Source organism: Kitasatospora sp. P5_F3 (assembly GCF_054049135.1).
The window spans coordinates 38,062-50,652 of record NZ_JBFUMY010000003.1; the positions used below are offsets into that span (position 1 = coordinate 38,062).

Annotated in this window: 13 protein-coding genes; 4 read left to right on the plus strand and 9 right to left on the minus strand. The window is 72.3% G+C overall.

Annotation, left to right across the window (positions count from 1 at the left end; genetic code table 11):
* Nucleotides 1–6 precede the first annotated feature (6 nt).
* Nucleotides 7–768 (plus strand): sirohydrochlorin chelatase, encoded by a 762-nt coding sequence (locus ACXJMZ_RS01865; RefSeq protein WP_457028193.1) that lies wholly within the window; start codon nt 7–9, stop codon nt 766–768.
* A 1-nt stretch (nt 769) separates the two neighbouring features.
* Here ACXJMZ_RS01865 and ACXJMZ_RS01870 read toward each other — a convergent pair whose 3' ends face one another.
* Nucleotides 770–1,144: a hypothetical protein gene (locus ACXJMZ_RS01870; protein WP_457028194.1), complete on the minus strand. Its 375-nt coding sequence runs from the start codon at nt 1,142–1,144 to the stop codon at nt 770–772.
* Between the two features lie 3 nt (nt 1,145–1,147).
* On the minus strand, nt 1,148–2,140 hold the full coding sequence (locus ACXJMZ_RS01875; protein ID WP_457028195.1) for a hypothetical protein: 993 nt from the start codon (nt 2,138–2,140) through the stop codon (nt 1,148–1,150).
* A gap of 113 nt (nt 2,141–2,253) precedes the next feature.
* Between ACXJMZ_RS01875 and ACXJMZ_RS01880 the strand changes: the two genes are divergently transcribed.
* Nucleotides 2,254–3,057, plus strand: coding sequence for a helix-turn-helix transcriptional regulator (locus ACXJMZ_RS01880; RefSeq protein ID WP_457028196.1), 804 nt, complete (start codon nt 2,254–2,256; stop codon nt 3,055–3,057).
* Here the strand turns inward: ACXJMZ_RS01880 and ACXJMZ_RS01885 are convergent.
* The 6 genes from ACXJMZ_RS01885 to ACXJMZ_RS01910 form a co-directional block, all read right to left on the minus strand.
* Nucleotides 3,047–3,646 carry a hypothetical protein gene (locus ACXJMZ_RS01885; RefSeq protein ID WP_457028197.1) on the minus strand — a complete coding sequence of 200 codons (600 nt, stop codon included), beginning with the start codon at nt 3,644–3,646 and terminating at the stop codon, nt 3,047–3,049. The two genes, ACXJMZ_RS01880 and ACXJMZ_RS01885, sit on opposite strands and share 11 nt — an antisense overlap.
* Nucleotides 3,647–3,672: 26 nt before the next feature.
* Nucleotides 3,673–4,566, minus strand: a complete 894-nt coding sequence (locus tag ACXJMZ_RS01890) for a WXG100 family type VII secretion target (protein WP_457028198.1) — start codon at nt 4,564–4,566, stop codon at nt 3,673–3,675.
* A complete protein-coding gene (locus tag ACXJMZ_RS01895) occupies nt 4,563–4,889 on the minus strand; it encodes a DUF2563 family protein (RefSeq protein WP_457028199.1) in 327 nt (108 codons plus the stop codon). The genes ACXJMZ_RS01890 and ACXJMZ_RS01895 overlap by 4 nt, the downstream gene beginning before the upstream one ends.
* 158 nt (nt 4,890–5,047) lie before the next feature.
* Nucleotides 5,048–6,724, minus strand: coding sequence for a DEAD/DEAH box helicase (locus ACXJMZ_RS01900; RefSeq protein WP_457028200.1), 1,677 nt, complete (start codon nt 6,722–6,724; stop codon nt 5,048–5,050).
* A 186-nt stretch (nt 6,725–6,910) separates the two neighbouring features.
* Entirely contained in the window at nt 6,911–7,069 is a 159-nt protein-coding gene (locus tag ACXJMZ_RS01905; protein ID WP_457028201.1) for a cold-shock protein, read from the minus strand.
* Nucleotides 7,070–7,368: 299 nt separating this feature from the next.
* A complete protein-coding gene (locus tag ACXJMZ_RS01910) occupies nt 7,369–9,528 on the minus strand; it encodes an MMPL family transporter (protein ID WP_457028202.1) in 2,160 nt (719 codons plus the stop codon).
* Nucleotides 9,529–9,857: 329 nt separating this feature from the next.
* Here ACXJMZ_RS01910 and ACXJMZ_RS01915 point away from each other — a divergent pair, with 329 nt between their 5' ends.
* A complete protein-coding gene (locus tag ACXJMZ_RS01915; RefSeq protein ID WP_457028203.1) occupies nt 9,858–10,742 on the plus strand; it encodes a phosphotransferase in 885 nt (294 codons plus the stop codon).
* Between the two features lie 105 nt (nt 10,743–10,847).
* Nucleotides 10,848–11,747, plus strand: a complete 900-nt coding sequence (locus ACXJMZ_RS01920) for a polysaccharide deacetylase family protein (RefSeq protein ID WP_457028204.1) — start codon at nt 10,848–10,850, stop codon at nt 11,745–11,747.
* Nucleotides 11,748–11,759: 12 nt separating this feature from the next.
* On the opposite strand, the gene ACXJMZ_RS01925 is transcribed toward ACXJMZ_RS01920, so the two are convergent.
* A complete protein-coding gene (locus tag ACXJMZ_RS01925) occupies nt 11,760–12,461 on the minus strand; it encodes an exonuclease domain-containing protein (RefSeq protein WP_457028205.1) in 702 nt (233 codons plus the stop codon).
* Between the last annotated feature and the right edge of the window lie 130 nt (nt 12,462–12,591).

A 12,591-nucleotide genomic window follows, 5' to 3' on the forward strand; every position in this document is an offset into this window, starting at 1 on the left:
CCCACCATGTACCTCGGCCAGCTGCCCGCACCGTCCCGCGCCTCCGGTGCGGGCAGCCCCGCCCTGCTGCTGATCGCCCACGGCAGCCGCGACCCCCGGCACGCCGCCACCGTCGACGAGCTGGTCCGGCAGGTCCGTTCGGTGCGCCCCGGGCTCCAGGTCGGCACCGCCTACCTGGACCACTGCGCCCCCCGGCTGGCCCAGGTGGTCGACCGGTTCAGCACCGCCGTCGCCGTCCCGCTGCTGCTCAACCGGGCCTTCCACGCGCGCACCGACATCCCGGCCGCACTCCGCGAAGCCGGGGCCGACCTGCCGCTCGCCGACGTGCTCGGCCCGTCCCCGCTGCTGCTGACTGCCCTGGACCGCCGCCTGGCCGAGGCCGGGTTCGACCCGGCCGAGGCCCACCGCACCGGGCTGGTGCTGGCCGCTGCCGGCTCCTCCGACCGGGCCGCCAACGCCGCCACCCGCGCGGTGGCCGCGGAGTACCGCCGCACCCGGGGCTTCGCCGCCGTCGAGGTCGCGCACGCCTCCGCCGCACCACCCCAACTCGCCGACGCGGTCGCCGCGCTGCGGGCCCGGGGGCTGCGCCGGCTCGCCGTCGCCCCCTACCTGTTGGCACCCGGCCTGCTTCCCGACCGAATCACCGCCGCCGCCCAGGCCGCCGGGGTCGACCTGGTCGCACCGGTCCTCGGCGCCGCCCCGGAGATCGCCGAACTGCTGCTCCAGCGCTACGACCGGGCCCGGCAGACCACCGCCGTCGCGGCCTGACCTACCGGCCCGCCCAGCGCAGCACGTCCGCCGAGGCGCCCGCCGTCAGCAGATCCTGCTCGACCCGGCGCCGCCCCACCGCGCCCACCAGGACGGCCACCAGCCAGCGCGGCGAGTTCACGTCCCGGTCCGTCAACACCGCTCGCAGCACCGCGTCGTAGTGCTCCCGCACCAGCCGCCGCTCACCCTCCAACGCCAGGCGCACCAACTGCCGCTTGTGGCCAACTCGGTGGTACTGCGGATACAGCGGCTGCCGCGCCGCCAACGCCTCGACGCGCGGGTCCGCCGGCTCGTCGAAGACCAACCCGAGCACCCCGAGCAGTTCGTCCAGACACCGCTCCTGCTCTGCGAGATCCCGCGCGTCGAGTCGTTCCATGCCTCACAGCCTACGCAGCGTGAACCTGTCATCCAGCACGCCCGCGAACAGCAGGTCCATCCGCCCCGACAGCGTGTACGCCGCCTCACCAGGACCGGCCACCACCGCCGTCGGCGCCGGGTCGGCGGCCGGACGGACCGTCAGCACCGCACTCCGCCAGCCGTCCGCCGAGCGCAGGTCGACCACCGTGTCCGAACCCCCGCCGCCCAGCCGGTTGGTGACACCGTGCAGCACACCGTCCCGGGTCCGCAGCAGACCGTCCAGGCCGACCGGGCGGGCCCCGCCCGTCACCGCCACCTGTCGCAGCTGCCCCGGCCGGTCGATCGGCACCCGCCACAGCGTGCCGTCGTCGTACTTGCCGACCAGCAGCGTGCGCCCGACCCGGACGATCCCGTTCAGCCCGAACCCGCCCACCGGAGCCGTCAGCCGGGCATCCCGCAGCAGCACCGTGGCGGAGCCGTCCGGCCGCACCCGGTACATCACCGGGGCGAACGAGTCCGTCACGTACGCCTCGCCGTCCGGCCCCAGCACCAGGTCGTTGGCGAAGTGCCGGCCGCCGTCGGCCGCGACGGCCGCCAGGTCGGTGTAGAAGATCCGCCGCCCGCTCTCCAGGTCGTATGCCCCGATGCCCGCCACCACCCGGGCCGGGTCGTGCCGCAGACCCACCCCGGGGTCGGCGTTGGCCACCAGCACCCGGCCCCGGGCCCGGTCGATCTGGATGCCGACCACCGACACCAGGTGCTCCGGGTCGTCCACCAACGTGCGCACCGAGCCGTCGGGGCGGACCACCGAGACGGTGCCGTGCCGCAGCGAGCCGACCAGGAAGCGGCCGTGCGCCGCGTCCCAGACCGCGTCCTCGGGGTGCAGGCTGTCGGCGTGCCCGGCCACCAGCATCGGCGGGTACGGGTGGGCGGCGGCAGCGGGCAGCGCCCCCGCCCCCAACAGGGCGGCGGTCACTGCCGCCACGGCGACGCCACGGAACGGACGGATCGTCATCTCGGTTCTCCTTCAGGAGCGGTGGTACGTGCCTCCACCCTCCCGCCCCGCGCCGAGCCCCGGCAGTGCCCAGCGATACTGGTAGCGGGGATACCAGGACCACAGGGGGAACGATGACCACCACCGAACTGCAGCGCACCGAGCTGTCCGACTTCCTGCGCACCCGCCGGGCCAGGCTGACCCCGGAGCAGGTCGGCCTGGCCCCGGGCGTCCGCCGCCGCACCCCGGGCCTGCGCCGGGAGGAGCTGGCGCTGCTCGCCGGGGTCGGGGTCACCTGGTACACCTGGCTGGAGCAGGGGCGCCGGATCAACCCCTCCCCCGAGGTGCTGGGCAGCCTGGCCCGCACCCTGCGGCTGGACCGGGCCGAGACCAGCTACCTGTTCCAGCTGGCCGGCGGCGCCACCACCACCGAGCCCACCCCGGCCGAACTCCCGGCCCCACTGCTTCGGTTGATGTCCGGTCAGTCCCCGGCCCCGGCCTTCCTGATGGACGCCGACTGGCAGGTCCGGGCCTGGAACCCGGAGGCCGACGCGCTGTTCGGCTACACCGACTGCGACCCGGCCGACCGCAACCTCGCCTGGCTGGCGTTCGCCAACCAGGCCAACCGCCGCCGCACCGTGGATTGGGAGCGGCACGCCCGCCGACTGCTGGCCCAACTCCGCACCGCCGCCGGGGAACGCTCCGCTCTGGCCGATGTGATCACCCGCCTGCGCACCCACTTCCCGGAGGCGGACCGCTGGCTGGACGAGCACCAGGTGCAGGAACGGGGCGGCACCGCGAAGGACTTGGCCCACGAGACGGTCGGGCTGCTGCGGATCGATCAGCTGGTGCTCCAGGCCTCCGAGGGATTCCAGCTGGTGGTCTTCTCCCCGCGTGACCCCGAGACCACCGATCGCCTGCGCCTGCTCACCCGCTGAACGCGGCCACCAGCGGATCGGCATTGCGGGGCAGGTCGGTTGTGACACCGGCCCAGGAGCCGTCCCGGAACACCAGATCGATCCGGCCCCGCTGCAGCACACCCTTGGCGTTGCGCCGGAACTCGGCCAACTCGCCGCGCGGCACGGCCCACTGCACGGCGTGCTGCTCGGTGAGCAGCTGCCAGAGCGCGGAGCGGTCCACCACCATCAGCACCCGCCGGTCGGTGACGGTGAGCAGGCCCGAGGCGTACGCGCCGTCCTCGTGCATCCGGATCACGAACCGCCCGGCGGCACTGGCCCAGTCCCCGCCCATACCGGTGCCGTGCAGCGCCCGTTCGGGCGCGGCCGACGCCACCCGGTCCTCGACCGCGCCGACCGCCGCCGAGACCGGGTTCACCACCGCGTAGGCCCGGCGCAGTACGTTGAACGGCTTGGCCAACTTCTGCTCCAGCTGGCTGGCCTGACGGGGCGTGAGCAGCGCCTCGGGCGGGCGCGCAATACCCGGAGCCAGGCTCACCTTGGCCGCCTCGATCAGGGTCTCGCCCGGCGCCAGCAGCGGCTGGACGATCTCGCGGTCGGCGTTGAGCATCGCGTGCCCGCCCTTCCTCGTCGGTCTCAGCCGAAGGCCTGGTCGAAGCGCTGCTTGCGCTCCTCCGGGCTCAACTCTACGGTCGGCGGCAGGTTCTGCGGGTTGATCTTCTTGTCCGCCTCGTCGGCGCCGAAGATCAGACCCTGCTGGATCGCGGTCTTGGCGGTCTCGCCCACCGGGTCACCGGTCAGGCCGATGGCGCCCAGGGCGGCCTTGCCGACGCCCTTCTTGATCATGCTGGCGGCGAGCGCCTCGGGGTCGAACTGCTTGGTCCAGGTCCACGGCTTCTTCGGGCTCAGGTGCGGCCGGGCGGAGGCCGCCTTGATCGCCTTCATGGCGTCCGCGACCTTCGTCAGCGCCGTGGCCAACTTCCGTACCAGCATGGCGATCCGGGCGCTGGCGATGGTGCCCTCGGCGGCTGCGGCGGCGGCCTCCGCAGCCAGCGACACACCGGCCGTGATCACGCTGAAGGCGAGCGAGGCGGCGAAGGTGATGATCGCCCACTCGATCAGCTCACGGATCACCGTCTCCACCAGCTCCTGGGCGACCCGGCACTCCTCGGCGGCCTCCTCCAGGCGGTAGGCGGTGTTCTCCATGTCGTCCGCCTCCTCCTCCAGCGCCGTCTCGTACTCGGCGAGTTCCTGCTGGAGCTTGTCGGCGGCCTCGCCCTGCCAGTCGTTGGTCAGCGCGGCCCGGTCCCGCCGCTGGTCGGCGATCACCTCACGGAGCGCCTCGGCCTGTGCCTTCCAGAGCTTGGACGCGTCCAGCAGCCCCTCCGGGTCACCGGTGACGAACTCCAGCATCTCGGCGAACGGCTCGACGATCGGGCGCAGGATGGCGTCCACCACGCTGCCCAACGGACTGAGCCAATTGTCGATCTTCACATAGGCGTTGACCGCCTCGGACGCCGGACTGCTCATGCCCCGAGCCCCCTGGCCATCGTCTGCATGTTCTCGGCGAGTCCGCGCTCGACGGCCTCGTAGGATCGGGCCAGGTCCTCCGAGTGCGCGGAGATCCGCTCCATGGTGTCCGCGACGGAGGTCAGGTTGACCACGGCGGCCTCGTGCCGCTCCTGGTAGTCCCGCTCGATCTCGTCCGCCTCCGGCAGCTTGCCGAAGGCCCCGGACGGCAGCTGGTGCCCGCCCAACTGGCTCCGGATCTCCCGTACTCGGGTCGAACGCTCCTCCGAGGTACGGCCGAATCGCCGTATCGCCTCCGGATCGACCTGATACTCACCCGCCATGGCAGGTACTCCTCCCCCGTGACCGTCCTCACTCCGACATCGTGAGGCCGGAAAAAGCTAGCACACGCCCCACCACCGACTCTGTGCGGTCCGGTCCCGAAAACGCCACTGGGGCAACAGACTTGTCACGTCTGTTGCCCCAGTACCGATTCGCGAGATCAGTCCGACTTGCGCCGCTGCCGGCCGGTGCCGTAGTTGGAGCCGGTCTTCGAGCCCGAACCCGGCTTGCTGCCGGCCGACTTACCGATGAACCCGGCAGCCGTCCGACCGTTGCCGCCGTTGGCCCGGCCGGAGCCACCACCCGCGGCGGCACCCGCGCCCATCCGCTGCTTGGTCCGCGGGCGACGGGCGTTGCCGTTCATGTCCACGTCCGCGGGCAGTCCGGAGCGCTTGGGGGCGGCGCGCCGACGCGGCTGGGCCGGGGCTGCCGGGTCCGCACCGGGGGCAACCACCGGGGTCAGCGTGACCGCCACTCCGGTGGGCGTCCGGGCGCCGGTGATCCGGGCCAGCTCGGCGTCGCCGGGGCGGATCTTGGTGGTGGTCGGCCGGATGCCCGCGGTGGTCATCAGGCGGCTCACCTCGCGGCGCTGCTCGGGCAGCACCAGGGTCACCACGGTGCCGGACTCGCCGGCCCGGGCGGTCCGGCCGCCACGGTGCAGGTAGTCCTTGTGGTCGACCGGCGGGTCCACGTTGACCACCATGTCGAGACCGTCGATGTGGATACCGCGGGCCGCCACGTTGGTGGCGATCAGCGCGGTGATCTGACCGTCCCGGAACTGGTCCAGCACCCGGTTGCGCTGCGGCTGCGACTTGCCGCCGTGCAGCGCGGCCGCCTTGACCCCGGCGGCGAGCAGCTGCTTGGCCAGACGGTCGGCACCGTGCTTGGTGTGCACGAACATGATCAGCCGGCCCTCGCGGGAGGCGATGTGCGCGGTGGCCGAGACCTTGTCCGCGGCATCCAGCTGCAGCACGTGGTGGTCCATGGTGGTGACCGCGCCGGCCGACGGGTCGACCGAGTGGGTCACCGGGTCGGTCAGGAAGCGGCGCACCAGGCGGTCCACGTTCCGGTCCAGGGTGGCCGAGAAGAGCATGGTCTGGCCGCCCTCGGCGACCTGCTCCAGCAGCTTGGTGACCTGGGGCAGAAAGCCCATGTCGGCCATCTGGTCAGCCTCGTCCAGGACGGTGATCTGCACGTCGTCCAGCCGGACGTCCTGACGGTTGATCAGGTCGTCCAGTCGGCCGGGGGTGGCGACCAGGACCTCGGCGCCACGGCGGACGGCGTTCGCCTGCCGGGTGATCGACATACCGCCGACCACGGTGGCGATCCGCAGGTTGACCGCGGTGGCGTACGGGGTGAGCGCGTCGGTGACCTGCTGGGCCAGCTCGCGGGTCGGCACCAGCACCAGGGCCAGCGGGCAGCGGGCGTCGGCCCGCTTCCCGGCGGTGCGGGCCAGCAGCGAGAGGCCGAAGGCGAGGGTCTTGCCGGAGCCGGTCCGGCCACGGCCGAGCACGTCACGGCCGGCCAGCGCGTCCGGCAGGGTGGCGGACTGGATCGGGAAGGGCTCGACGACACCCTCCTTGCCGAGGGCGGAGAGCAGGCCCTTGGGCATCTCCAGCTCGGCGAAGGTGGCGGCCGGCGGCCGGGCCGGGGTGCCCTCGACCACGGTGAAGTCGGCGGGCGGCTGCTGCTGGGCGGCGGCGCGCTGCGGGCGGCGGTTGCCGCCACCGCTGCGGCTGAGGCCGCCACTGCTGGTGCCGGTGCGCTGCTGCTGCGGGCGGCCGGTGGACTGCTGCGGGCTGCGACGGTTGCGCGGCGGGCGGGCAGGGGTGGTCATGTGTTCTCCGTCCTGGGCGGCCGATGGCCACGGTTGTCAGCGTGGCGAAGGACCAGAAAGTGGCACCCCCGGCGTGGAGCTGGGGGAGTTCGGCCGTCAGGAGTCGTTGCACCGCCCCGGCCGTTCGGCGGCATGAGCGAGGGCCCGCMCCGTGCGGTGCGGGCCCTCGCTACGCTTGGTTCAGGTTCAGCCGACGAGGCGGCTGGTCTGGCCCTCAACGAGCTCACGGAAGCCATTGGCCTGGATGTTGGAGTAGTGGGCGAACACGTCCGGGCCGCCACCCTCCTGCTCGATGAAGCCGAAGCCCTTTTCGCTGTTGAACCACTTCACGGTGCCGGTAGCCATAACCGTCTCCTTCTACTGGGGCAAGGGACCCACACCTCGTAGGACCCAAGTAGCCGCGATCCCCATCCGGAGGTTGAACACCGGACAAAACAAATGCGCCTGTTGGTTGGTACCAGCAGGCGCACACGTACGTTCATGGGAACCAAAACTGCAACTGCTCCGACTGTAGCACGGGCGCACCCGAGATGATCGGAGAATTTCCCCCGATCGGCCCCCTGACACACGCCGTTCATCAAGCCCGCTCACCTGCGCCGGAGCGGTGGACGGCATGATCACCGTCCACCGCTCCGGACACCGGGTCAGTGCCGTCCGGCCGGCTCCGGCTCCTTGCCGAGCGAGAGCTCCGCCTCGTGCCCGGGCAGCTCCGCGTGGCCTGGCCACCAGGCCCACTTGCCGAGCAGCGCGGTGAGCGCCGGGGTGAAGAACAGCGCCATCACGAAGGCCGACACGATGATGCCGAAGGCCACCGAGAAGCCGATCTCGCTGAAGAAGATGTTGCCCGCGAGCAGCATCGTGCCGAAGGTGCCGGCCAGGATGAAGCCGGCCGCCGCGACGGTCGGACCGCCGTGCTTGACCGCCAGTGCGGCGGCCTCGCGCGGGCTGTGGCCCTCGGCCGCCTCCTCGCGGAGCCGGGCGATCATCAGGATGTTGTAGTCGGTGCCGATCGCCACCACGAACAGGTAGATCAGCATCGGCAGCATGAACATCAGGCCGCTCTCGCCCTGGACGTGCTGGAACATCAGGCTGGTGGCACCGATGGTGGCGGTGAAGCCGAGGCCGACGGCCACCATCAGGTACCAGGGGGCGACCGCGCTGCGCAGCAGCAGGCCGAGGATCAGCATGATCAGCACCGCCGCGATCGGGAAGACCAGCGAGTAGTCGCGGGCCATCGCGGAGTTGATGTCCTTGTAGACGGAGGTCAGACCGCCGACGTAGGCCTCGGTCCCGGCCGGGGCGGAGGCGTGGGCCACCTCGCGCAGGTCGGTGACGGTGTCGATCGCCTTGTTGGTGGCCGGGCCGTCCTTCAGCATGACGGTGAAGTCGGCAGTGCCGCCGTCCTTGCTGACGCTGGGCTTGTCGAAGGCCTGGGCCACCCCGTCGACCTTGCCGAGCGCGGCCGCATAGCCCGCGAACGAGGCCGGGTCGAGCTTGGCGCCGTCCTTACCGGTCAGGTAGACGTGGCTCGGGTCGGCGGCACCGGCCGAGAACGCCGTCATCAGGGTGTCCTGGACGACCATCGACTCCTTGGTCTTCGGCATCGAGCCGGCCGCCAGGTCGAACGTGCCCTTGTAGCCGAACGCGGCCGCCGAGAAGGCCAGCAGCAGACCGCCGGAGACCAGCGCGACCATCAGCGGACGACGCTTGACGGTCTCGCCGAAGACGGCGAAGCGGGCGTTCTTCGGCTCGCGCTGCCACGCCTTCGAGGGCCAGAACAGCACCCTCTCCGGGATCAGCGACAGGATCGCGGGCACCAGGGTGACCGAGGCGATCGCGGTGACGCCGACCGCGATGGCCAGCGAGGGGCCCATCGCCTTGAACATGCCGAGGCTGGAGAGCAGCAGCACGCTGAACGCCACGATCACGGCACCTGCGGCGGAGGTGATCGCCTCACCGACCCGGCCGACCGCGTTGGCCACCGCGTCCTTCCGACTGTCCCCGGCCCGCAACCGCTCGCGGTAACGGAACATCAGGAACAGGAAGTAGTCGGTGCCGACGCCGAACAGCACGATGATCAGGATCGCCGAGACCGAGTTGTCGGCCTTCAGGCCGAAGGCCTTCACCGCGTACCCGATCAGGCCGTTGGCCACCATCGAGTAGACGAAGACCGAGATGACCGGCAGCAGCGCGATGATCGGGCTGCGGAAGATGATGCCGAGCGTGAGCATGATGATCACGATCGTGCCGACGCCGATCAGCAGGTTGGCCAGCTCACCCGAGTCCTTCTGGTCCAGGTTCTGCGCCGCCTGGCCACCGAGCTGGACCTTGAGGGCACTGCCCTCGGCCAGCTTCTTGGCGTCCTCGCGCAGCTCCTTGGCGGAGTCGGCGGCCTCGGGCTTGTAGGCCGCGTCCTTCTCCATGCCGACCATCGAGAGGGCGTACTTGCCGTCCTTCGAGGTGCTCTGCGCGGTGACCGGGGTGACCTGCTCGACAAACTTGATCTTCTTGTCGGTCAGGCCCTGGACGACCTTGGTCATGGTCGCCTTGTCCGCCTCGTCCAGCGGGGCGCCGTCGGTGCGCTCGAAGAGCACCATGGCCGACGGGGTGAAGTTGGCGGGGAACGCCTGCTGCTGCACGACCGAGGCCCGGATGGACTCGTAGTGCCGCGGCAGGAAGTCGCTCGCGTCGCTCTGGGCGGTCAGCTTGGGCGCGGTCGAGACGATGGCGACTGCAGCGATGATCCAGGCGAGGATCACCCACCAGGCGCGCTTGACGACGAATTGTCCGATCCGGTGGAACATGCTCGCTGTGCCTCCTGGGCATGGTTCACCGCAGCCCTTGGGGGACGGGACACTGGGGCGACGGCTGTGAGCGGCCGGGCCCTGAGGTCCCTAGCCGGTCGGCAGGTAAGTAAGTGTGAGCATCGTACGCGAGCCGCCCCTCGACCGGGCAGGCGGGCTCCGGTCGGTGCACCCCCCGGGCCGTGGAACGGCCCTGACCCCCATCCTGACCCGGGCCGCACCCCGGTCACCTCCTGCTCCAGACGGAGGCCCCTCCCCCTCAGGGTGGAGTTGCGCTGCCCTGGAGGAGGAGACCGGTGCCACCGGCCGGCCTGCGCGATGATGCCCGGATGAGCACTTTCGACGCCGCCACCGCCCAGGCCCTGCTGACCCGCGCCTGCGCGACCGCCGGCCTCCCGGACCCGGCGGCGGCGGAGCTGCTGGCGTTCGGCGAGAACGCCGCCTTCGACCTCGGCGATCCGGCGGTGGTGGCCAAGGTCGGCCGTGGCCCTGCGGTGGCCGAGCGGGCCCGACGCGAACTGGCCGTCTCCGGCTGGCTCGCCGGGCAGGGCATCCCGGTGGTCCGTCCGTACCTGCCGGAGCCGGTCCTGGTGGACGGACACCCCGTCACCTTCTGGCACCGGCTGGCCCCCGCCGTCCGCCCGGCCGGGCCCGCCGACCTGGCGCCACTGCTGCGCGCGCTGCACGCACTGCCGGCCCCGCCGTTCGCGCTCCCCCCGCGCGAGCTGCTCGCCCCGGTGGACCGCTGGCTGGCGAGCGCGGACGGGCACGTGGACCCGGCGGACGTCGCCTTCCTGCGGGCCCGCCGGGCCGACCACCAGGCCGCGATCGCCGAGCTGGTACCGGAGTTGACCCCCGGGGTGATCCACGGCGACGCCCTGCCGCGCAACGTCCGGGTCGGCCCGGACGGCCCCGTCCTGCTCGACCTGGAGACCCTCTCCGACGACCTGCGCGAACACGACCTGGTGGTGCTCGCACTCAGCCACGACCGGTACGGCGTCCCCGCCGAGGACTACCTGGCCTTCACCGGGGCGTACGGCTGGGACGTCCGGGACTGGCCCGGATTCGCGGTACTACGCGGGGCCAGGGAGACCGCGAGCGCCTCCTGGGTCGCCCAACAGGCACCCGAAAACCCGGCCGCACTGGCCGAGTTCACCCGCCGGGTCGGTTCGCTGCGGGACGGGGCCACGGCGGTGCGCTGGTACTCGTTCTGAGGCCGTCCGTTCGTACGCACCTTCGGAACCGGCGCGTACGCTCCTGACGTCTCATCGGGCAGGCGCCCTGGACGGGCGGCCGGTACGACGTAAGGAGTCGTCGCCATGCGGACCCCCTTCGCCCAGCCGGGCCGGTACAGCCTCGTCGGCCTGCTCGCCGCCGCACTGCTGGTCTCCTGCACCAGCTCGCCCAAGGCAGAACCGAGTTCAGCTGCCTCGAGCTCCACCCCGTCCTCCGCCACGCCGACTCCCAGCCCGTCCCCGTCCGCTTCACCGTCCCTGCCGCCGCAGCCCGCCACCAGCCCGTCGGCGAGCACTGAGCCGCCGCCCCCGGCGCCGCCGACCAGCAGGCCCACCACACCCAAGCCCTCGACCACTCCCAACCCCCCGCCACCGCCCGGCACTTCGAGCTCGGTGGTGCGCAGCACCGCCTCCGGCGGGCGGACCGTGGCGCTCACCTTCGACGACGGCCCCGGCCCCGCCACCGGCCAGGTGCTCGACCTGCTCTCCCGGTACGGCGCCCGGGCCACCTTCTGCGTGACCGGCCTGAACGCCACGGCCTACCCGGCCGTCGTCCAGCGGATCCGAGCCGAGGGGCACCGGCTCTGCGACCACAGCGTGAGCCACCCGCAGCCCTTCGCGGCGCTCTCGCGCCACCAACAGGCGTACGAGATAGTCGCCGCCAAGGACATGATCGTCAAAGCAGGTGGCGCAGGCACCAAGGTCCCCTGGTTCCGGGCGCCGGGCGGCGCGTTCACCCCCGACAACCAGATGGTCGCCGCGACCAACGGCCTGCGCCCGCTCGGCTGGTCGGTCGACCCGCGCGACTGGAGCCGCCCCGGCGTCGCCGCCATCGTCGGCACCGTCCAGCGCGACCTGCGCCCGGGCGGGGTGGTGCTGCTGCACGACGCGGGCGGCGACCGCTCCCAGACCGTCACCGCCCTGCGGCAGTTGCTGCCCTGGCTGGCCGCCCAGGGGTACACCTTCGACTTCCCGGCGGTCTGACCGGGGCCTCTCCTACCGGAGCGGCCAGGTGCTGTCGACCTCGGCGGCCGGGTCCTTCTCCCGGCGCAGCCAGGACTGCAGATCCTCGGCCCAGCCCCGGTACCAGCCGATCTGACGGGTGTGCAGCTGCTCCGGCGTCAGGCCGCCGACCTCGGCGGGGTAGCGCTCACCGAGGGCGACGGCGACCCGGACCGCGGCCAGCGCGTCGCTGCCCGCCTCGTGGGCGTCGAGCAGCTCGACGCCGTAGACGGCGCAGACGTGCTGCAAGGTGCGCGAGCCGCGCCGGTACTTGTCGACCGCACGGTCGATCACCAGGGCGTCGACCACCGGGCCGACGCTGCCGCCGAGCCGGTCGGCCAGCGAGCGCAGGCCGTACCTGGCGAGCTCGGCGTCCAGCAGGGAGAGGTCGAACGGCGCGTTGAAGGCCACGACCGGGCGGCCCGCCAGCAGTCGCTCGCACAGCGCGCCGGCTATCTCCTCCACGGCCATCGCGGCGGGGCGGCCGTCCCGGCGGGCCTGCTCGTCGCCGATGCCGTGGATCGCCGTCGCCTCGGCGGGCACCGGCACGCCGGGGTCGAGCAGCCAGTTCAGCACCCGCTCGGGCCGGGGCCCGAAGGTGTCCACCAGTGCCGCGGTGACGATCCGGGAGGTCGCCGGGTCGGTGCCCGTGGTCTCCAGGTCGAAGCCGACCAGAGGCTCCTTCCACCAGCTCATCCGAGATGTCCTTCCGTCGGTCCGTCGCGAGGTGCCCATCATCGCGCGCACCAGTGACAGCAGGAACCGCCGGGTACCGAATAACAGCCGTCGGACAGGCCGACTCAGTCGGCCGAGGGGTCGGCCGGCT

Bases quoted from the DNA above. Each gene is read 5' to 3' on its own strand.
- ACXJMZ_RS01865 (WP_457028193.1), top strand. From the start codon at position 7: ATGTACCTCGGCCAGCTGCCCGCACCGTCCCGCGCCTCCGGTGCGGGC.
- ACXJMZ_RS01870 (WP_457028194.1), bottom strand. From the start codon at position 1,144: ATGGAACGACTCGACGCGCGGGATCTCGCAGAGCAGGAGCGGTGTCTG.
- ACXJMZ_RS01875 (WP_457028195.1), bottom strand. From the start codon at position 2,140: ATGACGATCCGTCCGTTCCGTGGCGTCGCCGTGGCGGCAGTGACCGCC.
- ACXJMZ_RS01880 (WP_457028196.1), top strand. From the start codon at position 2,254: ATGACCACCACCGAACTGCAGCGCACCGAGCTGTCCGACTTCCTGCGC.
- ACXJMZ_RS01885 (WP_457028197.1), bottom strand. From the start codon at position 3,646: ATGCTCAACGCCGACCGCGAGATCGTCCAGCCGCTGCTGGCGCCGGGC.
- ACXJMZ_RS01890 (WP_457028198.1), bottom strand. From the start codon at position 4,566: ATGAGCAGTCCGGCGTCCGAGGCGGTCAACGCCTATGTGAAGATCGAC.
- ACXJMZ_RS01895 (WP_457028199.1), bottom strand. From the start codon at position 4,889: ATGGCGGGTGAGTATCAGGTCGATCCGGAGGCGATACGGCGATTCGGC.
- ACXJMZ_RS01900 (WP_457028200.1), bottom strand. From the start codon at position 6,724: ATGACCACCCCTGCCCGCCCGCCGCGCAACCGTCGCAGCCCGCAGCAG.
- ACXJMZ_RS01905 (WP_457028201.1), bottom strand. From the start codon at position 7,069: ATGGCTACCGGCACCGTGAAGTGGTTCAACAGCGAAAAGGGCTTCGGC.
- ACXJMZ_RS01910 (WP_457028202.1), bottom strand. From the start codon at position 9,528: ATGTTCCACCGGATCGGACAATTCGTCGTCAAGCGCGCCTGGTGGGTG.
- ACXJMZ_RS01915 (WP_457028203.1), top strand. From the start codon at position 9,858: ATGAGCACTTTCGACGCCGCCACCGCCCAGGCCCTGCTGACCCGCGCC.
- ACXJMZ_RS01920 (WP_457028204.1), top strand. From the start codon at position 10,848: ATGCGGACCCCCTTCGCCCAGCCGGGCCGGTACAGCCTCGTCGGCCTG.
- ACXJMZ_RS01925 (WP_457028205.1), bottom strand. From the start codon at position 12,461: ATGAGCTGGTGGAAGGAGCCTCTGGTCGGCTTCGACCTGGAGACCACG.